The organism is Paenibacillus sabuli (assembly GCF_014705605.1).
Lineage (GTDB): Bacteria > Bacillota > Bacilli > Paenibacillales > Paenibacillaceae > Paenibacillus_D > Paenibacillus_D sabuli.
Genome location: NZ_JACXIZ010000032.1, coordinates 25,877 through 46,751 on the forward strand (window position 1 = coordinate 25,877; position 20,875 = coordinate 46,751).

16 protein-coding genes and 2 CRISPR repeat arrays are annotated in these 20,875 nt (G+C 58.8%); of the genes, 1 reads left to right on the top strand and 15 read right to left on the bottom strand.

Translation table 11 applies throughout. The features are described 5' to 3' along the window. Position 1 precedes the first annotated feature (1 nt). The 4 genes from IDH44_RS17850 to cas6 all read right to left on the bottom strand — a co-directional run bounded on the left by IDH44_RS17850 (position 2) and on the right by cas6 (position 4,543). The gene (locus IDH44_RS17850; protein ID WP_190920043.1) at positions 2-739 is read right to left on the bottom strand and encodes a hypothetical protein; all 738 of its coding nucleotides are present in this window, start codon (positions 737-739) and stop codon (positions 2-4) included. Then, complete coding sequence (locus tag IDH44_RS17855; protein ID WP_190920044.1) at positions 732-2,345, bottom strand: Cas10/Cmr2 second palm domain-containing protein; 1,614 nt, start codon at positions 2,343-2,345, stop codon at positions 732-734. Before IDH44_RS17855 ends, IDH44_RS17850 begins: the two co-directional genes overlap by 8 nt. Before the next feature lie 18 nt (positions 2,346-2,363). Then, entirely contained in the window at positions 2,364-3,362 is a 999-nt protein-coding gene (locus tag IDH44_RS17860) for a DUF6602 domain-containing protein (protein ID WP_190920045.1), read from the bottom strand. Positions 3,363-3,637: 275 nt separating this feature from the next. Further along, the gene (gene cas6, locus IDH44_RS17865; RefSeq protein WP_190920047.1) at positions 3,638-4,543 is read right to left on the bottom strand and encodes a CRISPR system precrRNA processing endoribonuclease RAMP protein Cas6; all 906 of its coding nucleotides are present in this window, start codon (positions 4,541-4,543) and stop codon (positions 3,638-3,640) included. A gap of 343 nt (positions 4,544-4,886) precedes the next feature. Here cas6 and IDH44_RS17870 point away from each other — a divergent pair, with 343 nt between their 5' ends. Continuing rightward, positions 4,887-5,168 (top strand): heavy metal-binding domain-containing protein, encoded by a 282-nt coding sequence (locus tag IDH44_RS17870; RefSeq protein ID WP_190920048.1) that lies wholly within the window; start codon positions 4,887-4,889, stop codon positions 5,166-5,168. A gap of 230 nt (positions 5,169-5,398) precedes the next feature. After that, a CRISPR array of direct repeats spans positions 5,399-7,067; the repeat unit is 32 nt; unit sequence GTTTCAATCCACGCATCCATATAGGATGCGAC. Between the two features lie 298 nt (positions 7,068-7,365). Here IDH44_RS17870 and IDH44_RS17875 read toward each other — a convergent pair. The 11 genes from IDH44_RS17875 to biuH (IDH44_RS17925) all read right to left on the bottom strand — a co-directional run bounded on the left by IDH44_RS17875 (position 7,366) and on the right by biuH (IDH44_RS17925) (position 19,456). Continuing rightward, the gene (locus tag IDH44_RS17875; protein ID WP_190920050.1) at positions 7,366-9,195 is read right to left on the bottom strand and encodes a PucR family transcriptional regulator; all 1,830 of its coding nucleotides are present in this window, start codon (positions 9,193-9,195) and stop codon (positions 7,366-7,368) included. A gap of 133 nt (positions 9,196-9,328) precedes the next feature. Then, positions 9,329-10,021: a cysteine hydrolase family protein gene (locus IDH44_RS17880; protein ID WP_190920052.1), complete on the bottom strand. Its 693-nt coding sequence runs from the start codon at positions 10,019-10,021 to the stop codon at positions 9,329-9,331. A 161-nt stretch (positions 10,022-10,182) separates the two neighbouring features. Then, positions 10,183-10,707: a cupin domain-containing protein gene (locus tag IDH44_RS17885; RefSeq protein ID WP_223869791.1), complete on the bottom strand. Its 525-nt coding sequence runs from the start codon at positions 10,705-10,707 to the stop codon at positions 10,183-10,185. Beyond that, a complete protein-coding gene (gene biuH, locus IDH44_RS17890; RefSeq protein WP_317890206.1) occupies positions 10,704-11,570 on the bottom strand; it encodes a biuret amidohydrolase in 867 nt (288 codons plus the stop codon). The genes IDH44_RS17885 and biuH (IDH44_RS17890) overlap by 4 nt, the downstream gene beginning before the upstream one ends. 400 nt (positions 11,571-11,970) lie before the next feature. Beyond that, positions 11,971-12,975 carry a formamidase gene (locus IDH44_RS17895; protein ID WP_190920056.1) on the bottom strand — a complete coding sequence of 335 codons (1,005 nt, stop codon included), beginning with the start codon at positions 12,973-12,975 and terminating at the stop codon, positions 11,971-11,973. A gap of 189 nt (positions 12,976-13,164) precedes the next feature. Next, the gene (locus IDH44_RS17900; protein ID WP_223869792.1) at positions 13,165-14,373 is read right to left on the bottom strand and encodes a BMP family ABC transporter substrate-binding protein; all 1,209 of its coding nucleotides are present in this window, start codon (positions 14,371-14,373) and stop codon (positions 13,165-13,167) included. An 84-nt stretch (positions 14,374-14,457) separates the two neighbouring features. After that, positions 14,458-15,369: an ABC transporter permease gene (locus IDH44_RS17905; RefSeq protein ID WP_190920057.1), complete on the bottom strand. Its 912-nt coding sequence runs from the start codon at positions 15,367-15,369 to the stop codon at positions 14,458-14,460. Next, positions 15,366-16,436 (bottom strand): ABC transporter permease, encoded by a 1,071-nt coding sequence (locus tag IDH44_RS17910; protein WP_190920059.1) that lies wholly within the window; start codon positions 16,434-16,436, stop codon positions 15,366-15,368. Before IDH44_RS17910 ends, IDH44_RS17905 begins: the two co-directional genes overlap by 4 nt. Further along, positions 16,433-18,121 carry an ABC transporter ATP-binding protein gene (locus IDH44_RS17915; protein ID WP_190920061.1) on the bottom strand — a complete coding sequence of 563 codons (1,689 nt, stop codon included), beginning with the start codon at positions 18,119-18,121 and terminating at the stop codon, positions 16,433-16,435. The genes IDH44_RS17910 and IDH44_RS17915 overlap by 4 nt, the downstream gene beginning before the upstream one ends. A 52-nt stretch (positions 18,122-18,173) precedes the next feature. Next, complete coding sequence (locus IDH44_RS17920) at positions 18,174-18,596, bottom strand: cupin domain-containing protein (protein WP_190920063.1); 423 nt, start codon at positions 18,594-18,596, stop codon at positions 18,174-18,176. Continuing rightward, positions 18,593-19,456, bottom strand: a complete 864-nt coding sequence (gene biuH, locus IDH44_RS17925) for a biuret amidohydrolase (protein ID WP_190920065.1) — start codon at positions 19,454-19,456, stop codon at positions 18,593-18,595. The genes IDH44_RS17920 and biuH (IDH44_RS17925) overlap by 4 nt, the downstream gene beginning before the upstream one ends. Positions 19,457-19,995: 539 nt before the next feature. Continuing rightward, positions 19,996-20,355: a CRISPR direct-repeat array (repeat unit 32 nt; unit sequence GTCGCATCCTATATGGATGCGTGGATTGAAAC). Positions 20,356-20,875: the final 520 nt, after the last annotated feature.

Below are 20,875 nucleotides of genomic sequence, written 5' to 3' on the forward strand. Positions count from 1 at the left end.
CTCATTGCCCTCCCTTCGATAATCCGAGCGGTTCGTCATTACACAACAGATTGGCTTCGACTTCACCCCTGCCCCGATGGATGGAGGCGCCAATGTGCCGGAATGCAGCCACGATTCGAACCAGATCATCCAAACATTCGCAGCTCGGAGAACACATAAAATGCACAGGCGCGTAGAAAATCAGGCCCTCCTTGACCGCATGATAGGAAGTGAAGTGTTTTTTTCGGGCGGAGCCGGCCTCTTCCAACTGAATGCCAACCCGCCGCTCGGTCTGCGCCGCCGTCAGATCATGCGACGAGATGCGTACATATCCCTGCTCCTCGTCCTGCTCCAACATTGACTTGTAGTAATGACGTACGGCCCGCGGCAACTCCAGATGTCCCAGCTTCATCTTTCCCTCTGTCACATTGAGACGATCCTCCTGCCGCTCATACAGATGCGCAACCAACGGCTTGTATTTGTCTTTCTTAAGTTCTAATTCTGGGTTTAAACCGAACAAAAAATCCATGTGCTCGCAAAATGAAGCCGCCCGTTGCTGATCAATTTGCATGTATTGCTTGAGCAGCCAGAAGGCTTCCCGCTTGAGCTGGCCTTTGAGCGATTTGGCGTGAAAATAAACAAATCCGTCTGGATCGGTGAGCGCCTTGCTCTGGACCAGACCGAACGCTTTCTCGCCACTGCTGAATATGGCTTCGCTGCGCAGTTGAACCCGAATAGCATAGGAACACGATTCAATCATCGGCTTCCTCTCCCTTCTGCGTCGTAAAAGCACGAAGCTCAATCGCATCGTTTAATACGTAAGTATAGGTGGTCCGCCCGTCTCGCTTGCTTACCCAGATCGGGGCATTAGATGGGTCCCAGCCTGGTTGATCACCATCTTGGTCAAATTTCGAGCCGGGCAAGTGCTCCTTCGTCATGCACGCCAGCTTGTCTTCGGCACCGCGCTGATCAAAAAAGAAACGGTACGCATGCTTGCCTTCGTAGGCGAGCTGCTTGACCTTCTCAAGTTGTGAATTGCTAATATCGTACATGTTGTCTGCCAATCCTTTTACGGCATCATAGCTGAAAATGCCACGATCAATGCCCGCCTCTTGATCGATGCGCAACGGACGGATACGGAACACCTCGCGGTCGTTGTTATGCTTGACATGACGGGCATACGCCGATTCCGGAATTACTTGGCCCTGCACAATCTCCCAATCGATAAACGAAGCCGTTGCTGCTTGTCCCGGCTCTCCCACGGCGTACAGCGCCTCCTTCGCCTGCTTGCACAGCGCCTCCGCTTTTTGCACTGCTTCAAAAAACGGGTACGTCACTTTCGTAATGACCACCCCTGCGCAAGCTGTCAGATACGGCTCATCCTCAAAAATATGAGGCAAATTCCCCGATTCTATGAATGCCTCAGATTGATGTTGAATATTTTTAATGATCGTCGCTGCCGTCTCAATCGCATGCTCCGCAGGGACAATCAGACAGACATCGTCCCCGGCCATGACGACCGGTGTCACAGGCACCTTCTTATCCTCCCATTCATCCGAACTAATCAGAGTAGTCTTTAACGCATTTACCACCGCATCTTGATAGAGTTGATCAATGGCTTCGCTGAACAAACGCAATTCATCATATGTACGAACCTTACTTACCAAGTCGCCCATTTTGTTGCCATCCAGTGCAATGACCCCAATATAGCTTTTCCCTTCACTCTCGCTATCTTTCTTAAAGTTTTGCAATTCATTTGTTGTTTCGATCTTGCTATTGGCTAGCTGTTCTTCCAGCGGTCCAAATAAATGGTTCCTGGCCCGGTTGTATTTTTGATCGTCATTCTTTTTATCCTGCTTGGCCTGCGCAATCGCCGGATACCCGGTCTCATCAATCTCTTCCACGCCGTAACTCCACCTTCTAAATCGAGCGCGGCGCTTATCCTTTAGCTGATCGGCCCTGCTATGAAGCTCTCGATGAATGACCTTATATGCATTGGATTGCTCCTCTTCCTTTAAAATGCCTTCAACTTCTTCATCCGTTACGCAACTGATGTATAGCTCAATGTCGGGGAAACGAACCAGCGCTTCCCGAGAGTACTCCCTTACAAACGGCACAAGGTCCTCCGCATTATAGAAGCGGACGATGCTGTTACCCCCGCCCGAGTAAACAAACTCGTGACGATTCGAATAGTTACCTGTTAGGAACCAGCTTAAAGAAAAATCGTCCTGATTGTCTTCGAGCTCTTTCATTTTTTCGGTCAACGCTTTAATGACAAAGGAATTATACAGGTTCTTTTTCAATCCGTTGTGTTTGAAAATAAACGTTTGCTTCTGCGAAACGTCGATAAATGCATAGCCGCCCATGGTTGGCCTCCATTTCGATTATTTCTGCCTACTGTGAGTTGAGTTTAAGTTTCGTCGTGGCGTACGTTCCTTTTTCCCTTCCGCTCGAGTAAATTCTTGCTGTGTCTTATTAAAAGCCTTGGCATACGCGAAATGAGGAAATAACATCGGGTTGTTTAATAACATTAGCAGTTGATTGAGTTGAAAGTTTAGTGTTAACAGCGGATTTCCAAATACACATAAGTCTTGCAGTGTATTGGCCAATTTTGGCCTATCATCCGCTTTTGCAAATATTAGCTCACTAAATTTGTCGTAGTCATGATCTTTACCCAGATGATCCAATTCCAAGTCCTCATTGGGTATATCCTTTAATTCTTGCTTGTAATTCAACTTCTTTGACCACCATCCTATTTTTTTGGACTCATGTTTGACCAGTAGCTCGAATTTTGCATTTTTTTGATTCCGTTCCCTTTTTTCAAGGATAATAAAATCAAAATGATCACCAAGCTCGTTCTTCACTTCTCTGATCTTACTTTCGTTCACGTAATTTTTTAATGCAACTAGCACTTGTATTGGGGTTGTTTGCTTCTGCGTCTTGTTTGTTAACCCGATTGCATGCCCAGTAGTCATTCTTGCTATGCCTGTGGCCCTCGAATTTAAATTCTTGATACTTTCACTCCAAGCTTTCAATTTTTCTGGTTCATAATCAGTGCTTTTGCATTCCACAACCATCACAACTGCTTCAATTGGAATAAATTTAAGCGCATTGTATTGAAAAACATAGGGCGTATACTGTTCATCGTATACAGCCAAGTCTACTTCCCGCGAAGTTTTGCGATCCGAGTCGATGATAATCACCCCTTGCGCAATTGAGAACTTGCGCGGAACGATACTCTGGAAAAATTTAAGCCACATTTGTTCCCGGTAATTTCCGGTTAGTCCATCGTGCTCCGAAGCAAGCTCCAATTCGTTTACCATCATGGCATTCAAGTCATTATAGTTTTTATAGATGGTTTGAAAGGTTTTATTTTCTGCCATCCCGATATACCCCTTTCCTGTTAATCCGTTATCTGATACTAAACATGCGTACGGAACAGCAAGCACAAGACTTTCGGCTCCCTATCAAAAGGATGATAAGATTCGCCAAATTACCACCATATTCACTTCCATATGGTAATAAAATTCGCTCTAATTCCCTAATCTCCTTCTTTATTCTCCAAATTTTGCTTGCGATCCGCTTATATCGCAAAATAAAAAACGTTATTGAGCAGAAAGTTCTACTCAATAACGTGGTTGTTTTAGTCCGACTTCTCTCAAGCATCATAAAACACCTCATACCGTCCAAACCCAATAGTCGAGTTCTTGCCGGCATGAAGCCTTCTTCCTGCCTCCAGCAAAGGCGTGAAGGAGGTCAGGTCGCCTTCGTAGCGCGCCCATCCCTCGATGGCTGGCAGCTCCAGCTTGCCGCCGCGGGTCATCGAGTAACGCTCGAAATCGACGTCGCGCCAGCTCTGCTCGACAGTCTGAACCATGCGCGCCGCCTCCAGCATCGCGTCTTCGTCCCACTGCAGCTCTTGTCCCGTATACGCCTTCGACAGCAAGGTCAGCCGACGGCTGATGGAATGGATTAATTCCTCAAAGGCGATTCGACGGCTCAACTTGCGCCGCACCAGAATACGCGTGGGGGTAACAAAACGAACCAGTGCCGTCCGTGCCCGCCGTTCGGGCATAGTCAGCGGCTGGGGCATCAGGTTGCGCATCCAGATGCGCCCGCCGCTCCAGATTAGCGCATCGCGCTCCGGGACGCTAATCTGTTCGAGCCGAAAGCGCAGCCTTTCCGCGCCCCAGCCTCGCTCGCCCATCGCTTGCAAGCCATCCACATAAAAGCCCGCCTCCCTGACCGCACTCCCGATCAGCGTCATCTCAAATGTACACTGGTCCCCCTTCTTCCACTCAATCTTGTCCCGTACATGCGGATACAGCACATAGGCGTTCACGGCGCCTGCGTCGTGCCCGGGCGAAGCAAAATTACGCGCATATGCACAATCTTGAGCGATCTGGCAGACATAGCACCGCACATCCGGTGTCGGACATACGAAGTCCCGCATGCTATGACCGAGCACCCCGCGCAGCGTCGAGCCCAGATAAGGGGGCAGCTTTCCTTCGGTCTCACACGCAAATGAGGCGCGCAGAGTCAATGTTTCAATATGTCCAAACATATCGGCATCCTTTCTGTGTGAGGAAGCTCGTCTCTGTAGTATAAACCATTGGTCGTGAATCTTATCTACTAATTCCCCTTTATATTTTCGATCTATATTCCCATATCCCTGCTCCACTCGCCAAAATAATTCACAAGTTTCTACATGATTTGCGCCTCATTTTACAAAATCATACTCTTTCAACATCAGAGGTGACCTCCGTTCCATGGCACGACGTTATCCGAAAGCGCCCAAATTCGACAATTCATGATAACGAGGAAGGATTTGTAAAAAATATGTCGAATGTAAACCAAACGATTCACAAGAAGTGCTGCATCAAAAAAATGAATCGGAGGGTACAAACATGCCAATTATCATCACCACAGGAAACTTGAACGTGCACTGCGAAGTCATCGATACTATATTTGCCATTGACTCTCACAAAGAGGGAGTGTTCAAGAGCGCTGATCCCAATTTAGCTTTCGAGGGGGTCAAAAATCAGCTAAAACAAAGAGCGGCGCAACTTGGAGGTCATGCCGTGATCAGCTGTCAATTTGAATACCGTGTCGCCCAAGCCAGCGGGATGATGGGGACCAAGCAAGTAATTGAAATCTTCGCCTACGGAACAGTCGTTCGATTCATTTAACTTCGCAAATTGAAGCGCTGGCTGCGCATTGCTGCGAATAACGAACTCGACGAAGTAAGGGAGGCTTGGTCCAGATAGCCAAAAGCCCAAAGAGTCTGCTGAGCAAGTTGCCGCTAGACAACTTGCTCCACCCTTCCCCATAGCAAACTTGCAGTATAATTTCAACCCTTTATAAATTCAGCCTTCACAATTCCATTCAGGGGCACGATTGTGATTCCTCAATGAGTCGCGTTTCAACACACGCATCCATATAGGATGCGACGACGCCGGCTTCTACGCGGAGGACGGCACGCTGTTTCAATCCACGCATCCATATAGGATGCGACACGTATGACTACGAAACCGATTATTGTTACGAAAGTTTCAATCCACGCATCCATGTAGGATGCGACCGTTGTCGGCAGCTTTATGGCATTGGGTATCACGTTTCAATCCACGCATCCATATAGGATGCGACTGGTTCGCCCAAAACAACTTTTGTAAGCGAGCATGTTTCAATCCACGCATCCATATAGGATGCGACCTCCTTCACTAAAAACAGTGAGGGTGTGTGGGAGTTTCAATCCACGCATCCATATAGGATGCGACAAAGAAGTAATTGAGCGATTAAACCGTGAATCTGTTTCAATCCACGCATCCATATAGGATGCGACTGTCCAATCGGGTCTGGGCCGTGACGATTCGAGTGTTTCAATCCACGCATCCATATAGGATGCGACGACCACTGAGCAATTAGCGGCATATATGGCCGCTGTTTCAATCCACGCATCCATATAGGATGCGACATTTTGCCTTACCGCGAGACACAACGCTGTTGTCGTTTCAATCCACGCATCCATATAGGATGCGACATAAAGAGATCCTTGACTTATACCAATATTTAACTGTTTCAATCCACGCATCCATATAGGATGCGACTGACAACACCAACAAAAACACACATGACCTTGGCGTTTCAATCCACGCATCCATATAGGATGCGACCAAAGTAGACGGTATCACCTTCGACAGCCGCGCGGTTTCAATCCACGCATCCATATAGGATGCGACCTCGTCGTAATCCATGCCGCGTAGCCAATAAATGTTTCAATCCACGCATCCATATAGGATGCGACCATTGACGATCCGGTCAAAAACGCCGAGGAAGCGTTTCAATCCACGCATCCATATAGGATGCGACATGGCTCGAGACTATGCAGACTACAAACGCCACGTTTCAATCCACGCATCCATATAGGATGCGACGTTCCGGAAAAAGGTATGATTTTTGTGGATGATGTTTCAATCCACGCATCCATATAGGATGCGACAAAATAAAGCGGGTGATGCCGATATGACAACCAAGTTTCAATCCACGCATCCATATAGGATGCGACAGTCCGATCGTGCGTATGACCGCAACGTGCTGGAGTTTCAATCCACGCATCCATATAGGATGCGACTGCCGCTCGCCCTCGTACTCGTAGGCGTGGACAATGTTTCAATCCACGCATCCATATAGGATGCGACTTCCGCTCTCCGCCCGCCTGGATGGCGAGGGTGTTTCAATCCACGCATCCATATAGGATGCGACGTCGATGTAGTGCACGTCGTACTGGTTCCACGGGTTTCAATCCACGCATCCATATAGGATGCGACCGTCGCCACTCCCAAATCGACCATCGTGCGGGTGTTTCAATCCACGCATCCATATAGGATGCGACCAGTCAAAACGAATTGACCAAAACGCCATTGCTGTTTCAATCCACGCATCCATATAGGATGCGACTACTCAGCTTAGAGCGCTCGTACCCGGCTTGGGTGTTTCAATCCACGCATCCATATAGGATGCGACCCGTACATCCTCCACAAAGAATACGTCGTCCTGGTTTCAATCCACGCATCCATATAGGATGCGACAGCGGCGCCCGGAAACCCTTACGGGGCGGGCGTTTTCGGGCCCCAAAGTGCGAACCCCTTTTTAGTATACGATGTTTAGCCTGCAAAATCGACCCTTTCTTCAAAAAAGCCAGTACTGGCGCGGGGTGCGAACCTCCCAGGGATTTCATGTGCACCTGAGGTTCGCACCAGCATCGAACCGAGTAGCCGACATCCCATTGGCGCTCACACACTGCAACATTTGCCATAGGCTAATTCACACGGCCTACCCTTCCAGTACAGCCGCTCCCTTGCCCAATCCAACCCACTCCGCAACCAACTACCGCCCGCCGCCGCTGTCCGACTCCATCTCGTGGAGCTTGATCGCGAGCTGCAGCTGCAGGCGCGTCTCGGGATCGTCGAGCTGCCAGCCGAGCTCGCTGCGCAGGCGCTCCAGCCGGTATGTCACCGTATTATAATGAAGGAACAGACGCTCCGCCGTCTCCTTGGTATTGCATCCGCACTGCAGGTATGTCGCTACCGTCTGCAGCATCGCGCCTTGCTGCTTGCGGTCGAACGCCAGCAGCGGCGCCAGATACATGCGCCTGTAAGCCTCCAGCTCCTCCGACCCGTGCAGCCGATACAGCAGCAGGTAGACGCCGAGCTCCTCATAGCGCACCACCGGAGCGCTCATCCGGCAGACCCGGGCCACCTGCGCCGTGCGCATCGCCTCGCGGAAGCTCCCCGGGACGCCTCCGACCCCCGTCGACGACCGCCCGAGCCGCAGCGCCCACTCCGCGCCGGGCAGCGCCTGGCGAAGCGCGCGCAACACGCGCTCCACCTCACGGTCTAGCCGCAACTGGCGCTGATCAACGCTGGGTGAGTCAGCCACTCTAGCCGAATTAGCCACTCTAGCCGACTCGGCCACGTCGGTCGCGTCCGCCGACGCAGCCGACACGCCGTCGACTGCGCGCGCCGCCCGATTCCGCGCTTCCTCCCCCTGCCCCGCAACCATCCCCGGAAGCGGAAACAGCACGACGAGTCGGCCCTCCAGCACGGTCCATTGCGGCTGAGCCGCGCCCCCGCGCGAAGTGCCGCCGCCGTAGCTCAGCCGCCGCGCCGCTCCCTGCAGCTCGCGCGTCTGCTCCCGGCCGCCCAGATCGGCTTCGCCGGCAACCTCGTCCGCGCCCAGCCGCTGCACGATGCCGACGACATAGCCCGCTCCCGCCGGTAGCGGCTGGCCGCAGGCCTCGGCGCGCAGCCGCAGATCAACCTCGGAGACGATCCGCCCCGCCATCCAGTCCTGCAGGAATTGGTCGACATATTTGGCCTCGATGCGCCGCCGCGCCTGCTCATTACTGATCTCAAAGCCGGCCAGCTCGGCCGCCCAGTTCATCGTCATCGTATCCACAATGCCGTACTCCCGATTGTGCTCCAGCAGCAGCAGCAGAAATGGCGCCCCCTGTCCATCCGGCACCTCGGCAATATACACGCGCACATTGCGCCCGGCCAGCGGCACGAAGCTCGTCTGCATGCGGGCATCCTCGCGCAGCCGCAGCCAATGGCCATCCTCCGCCTCCAGCTCCGCACACAGCGGCTCCGCCTCGGGCGAAGCCATCCACCCGCCGTCAGGATCGAGCAGTGCGACGGGATTGCGCAGCAACTGCTGCAGATGGTGCAAAAACGCAGGCAGCCCGTCCCCGTGCAGCAGCACGTGAGACAGGCGCTGGACATGACTCTGCAGCACGGCCAGATAGCGCGATTCAGCGACGAGCACGCGCTCCATCACCTCGCGCACGACATCGGAGAAGGACGTCTCCGGCCCCAGCTCGATGAGCGGCAGGCCATGCCGGTCGGCCGCCTCGACTGCGGATGGCGGGATCGCTTCGATGAAGCGCTTGGTCTTGATGCCGAGCGCGGCCACACCCTTGCCCGCGAGCTGGGCGATGAGCGTCTCCAGCACCTGCGGCTCCTCCCGGAACGGGTACCCCGTCGTCACGAGGAATTCGCCCGGCCGCACCCAGTCCACGACATCCGGCACCTCCATGACATTGACGCGGCTGACCAGCTTGTCCAGTCCGGCCTCGCCGCCGAGCAGCCGCGAGCCTTGCAGATGCGGCACATTCAGCAGATGCTTGACCATCAATCCCTGTATCTCTTCCTCTGTCACCTTGGATTCGCGCCTCCTTTCCGCTCTGCCGGGCCGCCCCGCTCCGCTCGGGAACTGGCTCCTGCCGCGTCCTTCCCCCTGATCGTCCTTCTATCTGCCGCTCATGCATCGTCCGACCGACGCGCCCGACGCCTTACCCCCGCCGGATCTCGGCCAATGCGTCCACGACCGCGCCGCTCTCGACCACCCAGCCGAAGATGCCGCCCTGCTGCCACACCATGCGCAGCGCAGCCTCGTGATCGGCCGGATCGAAGGCGGCGGTCGCGTCAGCGATTACCGCGCATTCGTAGCCGCGGTCATTGGCCTCGCGCAGCGTCGTATGGACGCACACATGCGTCGTCACCCCGGCGAGCAGCAGCGAGGCGATGCCCTGCTCCGCCAGATAGGCCTCCAGGCCCGTCCGGTAAAAAGCGCCTTTGCCCGGCTTGTCTACGATGTATTCACCATCCGCCGGCGCCAGCTCGGGCACGATCGCGTGCCCTGGCTCGCCGCGCACGAGCACCCGTCCCATCGGCCCCGGATCGCCGATGCCCGCGCCCTGGCGACGGCTGCGCGCCAGCTTGGACGGCGGGCAATCCGACAGATCGGGGAGATGGCCCTCGCGCGTATGCACGATGGTCAGCCCGGCCCGCCGCGCCGCCGCAAGCACGTCCGAGATCGCCGGGATGATCGCCCGCGCCGGCGCCACATCGTTGCCGAGCCGCTCGCCGAAGCCGCCGGGGGCGCAGAAGTCATTCTGCATATCGATGACGACGAGCGCCGTCCGCGCCGGATCGAAGGCATACGGGTACGGACGCGCATCGTCGATGCAAGGGCTATCGTTCATTGCCGGTTCACGCTCCGTTCGAAATTCGTCGTCCGATCATTCGTCGGCATGCTTGTCGCCGCTTGCGCACGCTATTGAGTATGTGGTGATGTACGCTGCCCGCCGCTCACGGCCCCCGCCATCCACACTCGACCAGCCGACGCGCAGGCGGCTACGCCCGCTTACCTCTCTTCGAGCGGCACATCCACCAAGATTGTATCAAAAAACGCGTTCTTCGGCACATTCGGCTCTGATGGCAAAAAGATGCTGATCTGCTCAGTCGGGGCAATGTCGTCGTTGCGCACCGAATGCACGACGCCAGCCGGCACGTGGAACGTGTCCCCGGCACGATACGTGCGCCACGCACCATTGCACAGCAACCGCACCTGCCCCTTCGTAATGTGAATAATCTCGGCCACGCTATGGTAATGCGGCAACACGGCGCCGCCGACATCAATGCGCTCCCACAGCACCGAGCTGGCGCGCACGCCGAGTCGGTCCGCCTCCGCCGCATCGGCGATCTCCCGATGGTAAAGGCCTGGATGCGCCGGGATCGGCGCCCACTTCAAGTGCTCGCCAACCTTCACCGTCGTCATCGCCGCACTTTGGCGACCATCTTCACCGTCCGAATCCACCCTGTTTCCCGCTCTACTGGCCTGCTCGCTCACACCTGCCTGATTCACCGGCTCGCGCTTCTGCATCGTCATCCTCCTCGTTCTCCTGATCCGATTGGCTGCCCCAGTGGCAGTCCCTCTGCCGCTGCCTTTGCCACCGACTGCGACTCTACCCCTGCCTCAGACGCTCCCAGCTCCAGCCGCAGCAGCGCCGCGATGAGTCGGTCCGAATCCGACAGCGCGCCGAACACGCCGCCCTGCATCGTGATCATCTTGAGCGCGGCGATATGGTTGCCGACATCGGTCGCCCCTGTGCAGTCCTCCAGCACGACGCATTCATAGCCGCGGTCGTTGGCCTCGCGCAGCGTCGTCTGCACCCCGACATCGGTCGTGATGCCGGTGAGCACGAGCTTGCGGATACCGCGCGTGCGCAGGATCAGATCCAGATCCGTCGCATAAAAGCTTCCCTTGCCCGGCTTGTCGAGCACGATCTCGCCCTCGGCCGGCGTGAGCCGATCGACGATCTGCCAGCCCGGCTCGCCGCGCACGAGGATGCGCCCGCACGGCCCCTCCGAGCCGATCTCCGCCCCTGCCAGAGCACTGCGCCAGCGCTTGATCGGCGGCAGGTCGGCCAGATCGGGGCGATGCCCCTCGCGGGAGTAGATCACCGTGAAGCCCGGCACCCGCCGCACCGCGTCGAGCACCCGCCGGATCGGCTCGATCGCGCGCGCCGTCACCGACAGGTCGTAGCCCATCCGGTCGATATAGCCGCCCTTGCCGCAGAAGTCATGCTGCATGTCGATCACCAGCAGCGCCGTCTGTACAGGGACGAGCGCGCCGTCATACGGCCAATCGTACGGCACGGCCTTGACGGCCCCGTTCGCTTCGTCCTTGCCGCCTTGCGCCGCAGCGCCTCCCCCTTCAGTTCGCGTGCGTTGTGAGTTGCGTCGTTCCACGTTGTCCCTCTCCCTTGCTCGTCGGCGCATTGTCGCACACTACGGCTGTTCCTTGTCCGATGTGCGCTATGTGCGCCTTGCCCCTCCGGCAGTTTCCATTGAAGACCGGGCCTGAACAGCTGAACTGCATAAGTGCAGTTCAATTTGCCCTCTTCCCCCGAAAACCCGGCCTGAACTGCAAAAGTACAGTTAAAACAAGGGCATATCATCAAAAATGCTGATTTCGACCCAAAATAACTGTACTTTTACAGTTCGCATTCCTAGGCGACCGTATCAACTGAAAATAACTGTATTTATGCAGTTCATGATCGACTCGGACGTTACGCTCGCGCTTTACTCTGAGCTCTACGACTCTCGAACGCTACTCTCGCGTTCTACCCTCAGGGGCGACGCCCCAGCTTCATTCCCGCACTGTGCCGCCATAGCGGCGCGTCGGACGAGGGAAGCCCTCGCCGGTGCCGTCGGTCACCTGGACCTCGTCCTCCCACGGCACGCGGTAGCGTCCAGCCGCCAGATCGTGCATGTACGTGTACGGACAGTCTCCCGCCCCGCCTTCGACGGCGACATAACCGCGGTGGCCGAGCTGATAGATATTGTTCTCCACGCCCCACAGCCGCCGCGCCTCGCGCACGAGGGCCGGGCGTACCTCGCCGGACACGATCTCGTCGGCACGGCCGCCGCCGCTGACGAGCGGCACACCGTCGTAGCCGACGATCATCGCCTCGCCCATCGAGTCGAATGTGCCGTCGCTGCCGCTCATGCACACCGAGACGGTATACATCAGGTTGCAGAAGGCATTGGCCTGATTCGTAATCTGCCACGCATGGCGGATCGGCGCCGTGTAGCCGGCCGTCCGGATCATGATGTCCGCGCCGATATAGGCGCACTCGCGCGCCATCTCGGGGAACATGCCGTCGTGGCAGATGATCAGCGCCAGCTTGCTGCCGCGCGGCCCGTCGCAGACCGGGATGCCCAGATCGCCCGGCTCCCACGGCTCCACGGGCACCCAAGGGTGGAGCTTGCGATACTTGAGCCGCACCTCGCCTGCATCGTCGATGATCAGGCCCGTATTGTACGGCATGCCGCCGGGATTGGCCTCCATGATCGAGAAGCAGCCCCAGATCCGATGATCCCGGCACGCCTGCCGCATCGCCTGCACCTGGGGGCCATCGTCCGTGCACATCAGCGCCGGATCGGTGTTCATCGACAGGCCGTGCAGCGAATATTCGGGAAAGACGATCAGGTCCATACTCGGCAGGCCGCGCCTGGCCTTGGCCGTCATCTCGACGATGCGCGCCGTCTGTCGCTCCAGCTGCTCCGGCGTCTCCACGACAGGCAGCTGCAGCTGTGCCAGTCCGATCACGACGCCGTCCGCCGACTTGTTCAATCCGCCTAATCCATTCACAGTCATGCACGCTCCTCTCTTGCTTGGTCCGATTCCAGGACCGGGGTCACGCCTGCCCGCCAACGCTGCCGACAGGCGCGGCTCCCCGCATCACAGTCCGACTACCCTGGGCTCTGCCTCCAGACCAGCCGCTTCGCGACTGCCTTCTCCCCAGTCCATCTCCACACTCAAAGTCCGACTACCTTCCCTTTACTTCGGAATGCTGCCGATTACGCCCTCGACGAGGAAGTCCGCCGCCTCCAGCTCGTCGAGCGTCGGCGTCTCGCCCTCTGCGATCCGCACCTCGCCGGACTGATCGCGCACCGGACCGAGGAATGGCTGCAGCGTGCCTTCCAGCAGCGCCGCCTTCTTCTCCTCGACGAGCGCCTGCACATCCTCTGGCACATTCGCCCCGTAGCCGGTCAATTGCACGACGTCGTCGGCGAGCATGCCGCGGTACTTGCCGTCATATTCACTATCTGCGAACTCGCCGTCGATCGCCGTCTGTACCATATCGACATACAGGTCCGGCCAGTTCCACACCGAGCCCGTGATCCAGCCCTCCGGCGCCAGCGATGAGGCGTCCGCGTGGTAGCCGACCGACATCGCGCCGCGGCGCTCCGCCGTCTCGATGACCGTCTTGGTGCAGTCCTGATGCTGGCTCAGCACGTCCACGCCGCTGTCGATCAGCGAGTTGGCCGCATTGGCCTGCTGACCGGGATCGCACCAGCTGCCGGTGAAGACGACCGACGTCGTCGCGTCGGGATTGACCGACTGCGCGCCCAGCTCGAATGCATTGACATTGAGCAGCACCTGCGGGATCGGCACCGAGACGATGTAACCGAGCTTGCCCGACTCCGACATCTCCGCCGCCGCGATGCCCGCCAGGTAGACGGGCTCCCAGATCGTGCCGAAGTACGTGCCGAGATTGTCCGCCGTCTTGAGCCCGCCCTGGTGGTAGAACACGACGTCCGGATGCCGCTTGGCGACATTAAGCGCGGGATCGAGATGGCCGTAGGAGGTCGGGAATATAATCCTGGCCCCGTCGCGGATCATCTGCTCCATGACGCGCTCGGCCTCGGCTGTCTCCGGCACGTTCTCCGAACGCAGCACCTTCAGATCCGGGAATGCCTCCTCTACCGCCTCGCTGCCCAGATAGGCCGCCTGGTTGTAGCCGTAGTCGTCGCGCGCGCCGACGAAGATAAAGCCGACCGCCGAGCCGCCGGTGCCCGGCGCCTCCGCAGTCTCCGCGTCGCCGTCACCACCCGCGTTCGTGTCATCGGCGCTTGTCGCGCCGCCGTTATCCCCCTCGGCCTGCGCATTGCCAGACGGCTCGGCGCCGGGCTGGCTGCAGGCGGACAGCAGCAGGATTGTCGCGATCAGGAGCAGCATCGATTGGTAGAGCATTCTCTTTTTCATCAGTAGGTTCCCCTCCACAATAATGGATTGATCGATTTGTACAGCTTGATCATCATTCGTGCAAGCTTTGCTTGCGCACTCGGGCTAACCGCCCGAGGTGCCGGTGAACACCCTGCCCAGCGCCTCCGGCATGCGGCTGCGCTGCCTGAGCTCGACCAGATAGAGCGCCGCCAGCGTCAAGAGATACGGCAGCATGAACAGGAAGAACGGCGAGATCGGCAGCCCGCTCTGCTGCACGGTGAGCTGCAGCGCCTGGGCCGCGCCGAACAGATACGCGCCGAGCATCGCCCGCAGCGGCTTCCACGAGGCAAAGATGACGAGCGCCACCGCTACGACGCCGCGGCCCTGCACCATGTTCTCCACCCAGCTGTGGGTGAAGGCGACTGCGAGCTGCACGCCGCCGACCCCGGCGAGGAAGCCGCCGGCCAGCACCGCCGCATACCGCACGAGCTGCGGATTGATGCCCGCCGCCAGCAGCACCTCCTCGCGCTCGCCCGCCGCCCGGACGATGACCCCGAGCCGCGTGCGGAACAGCAGCAGCCACAGCAGCGGCACGAGCAGGATCGACAGGTAGGTGAGCGGATCGTGATTGAACAGCACCTGTCCGAGCAGCGGGATGTCCGCCAGCAGCGGGATCGGCACCGGATTGAAGCCGACGATCTGCTCGCTGACGAAGCCGCGGCCGAAGAACGCCGTCACCCCCATGCCGAAGAACATCAGCGTCAGCCCGGTCGCGAGCTGATTGGCCCCGCAGGTGATGACGAGGAAGGCGTGGATGAGCGACATCAGCAGCCCGCACAGCCCGCCCGCCAGCGTGCCTAGCCATGGGTTACCGGTCCACACCGTCACCGCGAACCCGCCGAGCGCGCCGCCCAGCATCGATCCCTCGGTGCCGAGATTGATCACGCCGGCGCGCTCGGAGATGAGTTCGCCCTGACTCGCCAGCATGACCGAGGTGCCCGAGCGCAGCGCGCCGGTCAGAATGTCTGCGATCATGTCTTCACCTTCCTTCCGGCACCGCTGCCCAGCAAGAAGAACAGGACGAGCGCCATGAGTATGTGCACCGAGGACGAGGGCAGGCCGGAGCCGATCTCCAGCGAATTGCCCGCGACGCTGATCATGCCGAGTACGAATGCAGTCAGCAGCAGACGCAGTGGCTTGTTCCAGGCCATCCAGGCTGCCAGGAACCCGAGGTAGCCGTAGTTGACGCCCGTGGACGGCCGCAGCCGTCCCTCGATGCCGGCGATCTCGATCATCCCGGCGATGCCGGCGAGCGCGCCCGCGGCGATCAGCACCCAGAGCTGCATCCGGCTTACGTTCATGCCGGCCCGCTCTGCGGCGAGCCGGTTGCCGCCGAGCACCCGGATGCGGAAGCCGAGCCGCGTCCGCCCCAGCACGTACCAGACAGCGAGCGCCAGCACGATGGCGATCACGAAGCCGACGTGCAACCGTGTGCCGTCAATGATCGGCAGCCGCAGCGTCCAGTTGATCTCCGGAGAGAACGGCCAGTTGAACGACTCCGGGTCCTTGAGCAGCCCGTGCACGAACAGGCCGACCGTGAACGCCGCGACATAATTGAGCAGCAGACTCGTGATCGTCTCGTTGAGGTTGCCCTTCACCTTGAGCAAGGCGACGACGCCCGCCCACAATGCACCTCCGACCGCGCCCGCCAGCAGCATCAGCGGAATGCCGAGCCACGAAGGCAGGCCGCCGAGCAGGAAGACTGCGAAGCCGGTCGAGACGAGCGCCCCGATCGCGAGCTGGCCCTCGCCGCCGACGTTGATCATGCCCGCCCGCGCCGGAAGCGCGGCCGCCAGGCCGGTCAGGACGAACGGCGTCGCCTTGATCAGCACTTCGCCGAAGCCGTACAGATCGCCGAAGGTCGAGACGAACATCGCCCGGTACAGCAGCAGCGGATTGACCCCGTTGGCCAGCAGGAAGATCGCGAACAGCGCGAATGGCGCCAGTATAATGAGCGTCTGTCGCAGAGCGGGCCGCCAGCGCGGACTGCGCGGCGCCTGCCCCTCGGGCAGCGCGGTTGCGAGTGCGGCTGTAGCTTTCATGCGGATTCCCCCTTCAACATGCGTTCGCCGATCTGCCGCACATCCGTGTCCTCCGGCGCGTACGGCCCGAGCAGCCGCTGGCCGGCGAGCACGACGAGCCGATCTGACAGCTTGAACAATTCGCCCAGATCCTCGGAGAAGAGCAGCACTGCCGTGCCCTGCTCCGCCAGCGCCACGAGCTGCTGCTGGATCGTGCGCGTCGTCCCGATGTCCAGGCCCCGGCTCGGGTAGCTGATGATCAGGATATCCGGACGGCGCAGCAGCGCCCGCGTCAGCACCATGCGCTGCACATTGCCGCCGGAGAGCGTATCGGCGCGACGCTCGGCGGAGGCGAGCGCCAGCGCCGCAGCCGCCTCGCTCGCATCCAGCTCGGTGCGAGCTGCCTTCCAGTCGATACCCGTACCCTTGGGCTGTGGGGCGAGACCGTCGAGCACCATATGCTCGAGGATGCTGAAGCCGGGGATGACCGACTCCTTGAGCGGGTCCTCCGAGACGAAGCTGACGCCTGCGTCCATGAATGCCCGCACGCCGCCGCGCAGCCTCCGACCGCCGACCGTCAGCGTGCCGCCCGCCAGCTCGCGCAGGCCGAACAGCGTCTCTGCCAGCTCGCGCTGGCCATTGCCGGAGATGCCGGCGACGCCGGTGATCGCGCCGCGCGGCAGCTCCAGTTCCAGCTCGCGCAGCACGACCTCGCCGTGATTGCCGCGGATCAGGCCACCCTTGACCGCGAGCATAGTCTTGCCGATTGGCGACAATGCGGCGCTCCCGTGGTCTGCACGCGTGCGTCCGGGCGCTTCCCCACCGTTCGCGACATCCGACGCTTCCGCACCAGCTTCAATCACCGCGGCGACGCCTTCGGTACCGGGGCCGCGCCGCGCCTTGACGACTGCGCGCAGCTCCTTGTCGCCCATCATCGCGCGGATCAGCGACTCGCGCTCCAGCCCGCCCTCCTCGCGCGTTGCCGCGTACGTGACCGCGCCGCTGCGCAGCACGGTTGCCCGGTCGGCGCAGGCCATCACCTCGTCGATCTTGTGCGTGATCAGCAGGATGCCGTAGCCGTCCGCACGCAGACGCCGCAGCATCTCCAGGAAGGCGACGACCTCCTGCGGCACGAGCACGCTCGTCGGCTCGTCGAAGATGATGATCCGCGTGCCGTGCGCGAGTAGCACCTTGACGATCTCCAGCCGCTGGCGCTGGCCGAGATCGAGCTGCCACACCTCGGCCTCCGGATCGACGGACAAGCCGTATTTGGCCGAGACGTCAAGGATGCGTCGATGCAGCGCCTTGCGCCGCATCCGCCAGCCGCCCTCCGAGCTCGACAGCGCGATATTGTCCAGCACCGTCATCGCCGGCACGAGCCGGAAGTCCTGGAACACCATGCCGATGCCGCGCGCCCGCGCCTTGGCGGGCGGGTGCAACACCGCCAGCTCGCCGTCCATGCGCAGCTCGCCCTCATCAGGTACATAGACGCCGTAGAGCATCTTCATCAAGGTACTCTTGCCCGCGCCGTTCTCGCCGAGGATGGCGTGAATCTCGCCCGCCCGCACCTGCAGGTCGATCGCCCGGCTGGCGACGAGCGCACCGAAGCGCTTCGTCAGCCCCCGCGTCTCCAGCAGACAGGGCGCGGCGGACGCCGCTGTTCCCTCTCGCCCGGCGGTCGAATTGTCCCTCTCGCTGTCATTCATGCTGCCGCCTCCTCTCGTATCCTCTGACATTGGGCCGCGCCGGTTGCGGGCATCATGCCTCGTCTCTTCCTTCCGCAACCTGATGCGTCGCAAAAAAGGCATTGGGTTCCCGCATCTCTGACACCGGTAAAAAGATACTGATCTGCTCCGAGGCGTTCGCGCCGCGATTCGCCACCGCATGCACCGCACCCGCCGGGACAAGGAAGGTATCGCCCGCACCGAATTCCCGCCACCGGCCGTCCATCAGCAAGCGCACCTCGCCTCGTGTAATATGAATGACCTCGGCCACGTCGTGGTAATGCGGCAGCACCGCGCCACCCGGCTCGATGCGCTCACGCAGGATCGAACTGACCGCGACGCGTAGCGCGTCCGCCTTGGCCGCTGGCAGCAGCTCCTGGTAGCCCACCTGCCGATGCTCCGCAAAGTCCACCCAAGGAAGCTCGCGCTCCTGCCGCACCTCCGTATTTCTCATCATCGAACGCCTCCTTCCGGATACCTGCCCATCGCCTTCGTCTGCGACACGCCGGCAAACTCGCCGTCCGCCTCCGCGCCTAGGCCCGCCGCCCTCCCGCTCACGCTGCCCGAGCCGCCTGCTACCGTCGGGCCGGCTGCGTCCGTTGCACCTAGCCTGCACAGCGCCTCCAGCACATGTCCGGAACCGGACACCCCGCCGAATACGCCGCCTTGCATCGTGACCATCTTGAGAGCCGCCTCGTGGTTGTCCCGGGCCGTCGCACCGGTACAGTCCTCCAGGATCAGGCATTCGTAGCCGCGGTCATTGGCCTCGCGCATCGTCGTATGGACACAGACATCCGTCGTGATGCCGGCGAGGATCAGATTGCGGATGCCCTTGGTGCGCAGGATCAGATCCAGATCGGTCGCGTAGAAGCTGCCCTTGCCTGGCTTGTCGATGACGATCTCGCCCGGCAACGGCGCCAACTCCTCGATGATCTGCCAGCCCGGCTCACCGCGTACCAATATGCGGTTGCCCGGTGCGCCGGCGCCGATCTCGGCTCCAATCTGGCGGCTGCGCCAGCGCTTGTTGGCTGGCAGGTCCGACAGATCCGTCCGATGCCCCTCGCGGGTGTGAATGATCGTGAAGCCAGGCAGCGTCCGTGCGGCGTCGAGCAGTCTCCGGATAGGCGCAATCGCGCGCCGCGTCAACGACAGGTCGTAGCCCATGCGATCGACGTATCCTCCGATTCCGCAGAAGTCCGTCTGCATGTCGATGACGATTAGCGCCGTATTGTGCGCAACGAGATTGCCGTCATAAGGGTAGTCGTAAGGATTGGCCTGAATGTAGAGCGGCCCTTCTTTTTTGACGTCCAGTTGCATAAGCCAGCTCCCCTTTCGATTTTATTTGCTTTCAATTCTTGTTTCGGCTTTGCCAGTGTACGGATCGACTATATTAAGTAGAGCCCTTCACTAATGAGCACCAAGTCAATGTGAGGTTATTTGACTAATTTTCTGATACGTCAAATTATATAACATGGTTTTTCGGAAGTCGTTAGCAATTAATAACAGAATAACGGATGATTTATTGTGACTTAGTCACAAAACGACCTCGTAACTGACATTGAATTAACGCAAAGTGCGTTGTCCTTTATTGGTGAACTGAATCAAAGAAGGGAAGGACGGTCAGAGGAACTGAAGGGTGCTGAGACAATGAGAATACAGCGCCCATTGAGGAGAAGGCGGGGCGCATGGTGCGAACCTGAGGTGCACATGAAAACCCCGGGAGGTTCGCACCCCGCGCCAGCACTGGTTTTTTTGAAGAAAGGGTCGATTTTGAAGGCCGAACATCGTATACTAAAAAGGGGTTCGCACTTTCGGGCCCGAAAACGCCCGCCCCGCAAGGGCTCGGGGGCGCCGCTGTCGCATCCTATATGGATGCGTGGATTGAAACTACGAGTGGATCTTTCCAGATCGTGACGCGGGAGGTCGCATCCTATATGGATGCGTGGATTGAAACTTGCCCGTGGTCGGGCTCAGCGTACAGTACCGTGTCGCATCCTATATGGATGCGTGGATTGAAACGCCTCGAGATCGTCGTATGTCTCGCGGAACAGGTGTCGCATCCTATATGGATGCGTGGATTGAAACGACGGCGTGGTGTTGGATGAGTCATCGATCCTCGTCGCATCCTATATGGATGCGTGGATTGAAACCCTTTTTCGCCCAGCCAATTAACAAGCGTCCGCCGTCGCATCCTATATGGATGCGTGGATTGAAACCTATTCGGCGCTAAGGATCCTTCACGAAATAACCAATGACAGCTCATCCATCAGGCGGGCAAACGAACTCACCTCACCTCAGCTAACGGTTGCCAGCGCGCTTATTTCGATGGATTTCAGGCGATTTCCAGGCTAGCGGTTGCCACAGCGCTTATTTGGCCTCAATCGCGTTTTTTCGATGGATTTCAAGAAAATAAGACCTGTGGCAACCGTTACAATGCAATCGGCGTTTTTTTGGGCGCAATAGCCGCTGTGGCAACCGTTAGGTTCGTTGGCCGATGGTGAAGGGATGAGGACGGTTTCAATCGCACCAGGTTATTCTGTCATGGACACTAAGCCTGGTGTATCCGCCGCCGGTCGCATCCTATTATGGATGTATGCAGTTGGCGGCATTGATTTCGGATCAAATGATCGCCGTGAATTACAAACGAAACATCTCCTGCCCCTGCAAAAAAAAGGAGCCCTCACGGCATAGTCCGCAAAAACATTGCGGGCTAACCATTATTTTGGACGCCTCATC

What these genes read in the sequence shown, in the direction of transcription:
- biuH (WP_190920065.1), bottom strand. Translation starts at nt 19,456, where the DNA reads ATGCAACTGGACGTCAAAAAAGAAGGGCCGCTCTACATTCAGGCCAAT.
- IDH44_RS17915 (WP_190920061.1), bottom strand. Translation starts at nt 18,121, where the DNA reads ATGAATGACAGCGAGAGGGACAATTCGACCGCCGGGCGAGAGGGAACA.
- IDH44_RS17870 (WP_190920048.1), top strand. Translation starts at nt 4,887, where the DNA reads ATGCCAATTATCATCACCACAGGAAACTTGAACGTGCACTGCGAAGTC.
- IDH44_RS17910 (WP_190920059.1), bottom strand. Translation starts at nt 16,436, where the DNA reads ATGAAAGCTACAGCCGCACTCGCAACCGCGCTGCCCGAGGGGCAGGCG.
- cas6 (WP_190920047.1), bottom strand. Translation starts at nt 4,543, where the DNA reads ATGTTTGGACATATTGAAACATTGACTCTGCGCGCCTCATTTGCGTGT.
- IDH44_RS17880 (WP_190920052.1), bottom strand. Translation starts at nt 10,021, where the DNA reads ATGAACGATAGCCCTTGCATCGACGATGCGCGTCCGTACCCGTATGCC.
- IDH44_RS17920 (WP_190920063.1), bottom strand. Translation starts at nt 18,596, where the DNA reads ATGATGAGAAATACGGAGGTGCGGCAGGAGCGCGAGCTTCCTTGGGTG.
- IDH44_RS17905 (WP_190920057.1), bottom strand. Translation starts at nt 15,369, where the DNA reads ATGATCGCAGACATTCTGACCGGCGCGCTGCGCTCGGGCACCTCGGTC.
- IDH44_RS17900 (WP_223869792.1), bottom strand. Translation starts at nt 14,373, where the DNA reads ATGAAAAAGAGAATGCTCTACCAATCGATGCTGCTCCTGATCGCGACA.
- IDH44_RS17885 (WP_223869791.1), bottom strand. Translation starts at nt 10,707, where the DNA reads ATGACGATGCAGAAGCGCGAGCCGGTGAATCAGGCAGGTGTGAGCGAG.
- IDH44_RS17860 (WP_190920045.1), bottom strand. Translation starts at nt 3,362, where the DNA reads ATGGCAGAAAATAAAACCTTTCAAACCATCTATAAAAACTATAATGAC.
- IDH44_RS17855 (WP_190920044.1), bottom strand. Translation starts at nt 2,345, where the DNA reads ATGGGCGGCTATGCATTTATCGACGTTTCGCAGAAGCAAACGTTTATT.
- IDH44_RS17850 (WP_190920043.1), bottom strand. Translation starts at nt 739, where the DNA reads ATGATTGAATCGTGTTCCTATGCTATTCGGGTTCAACTGCGCAGCGAA.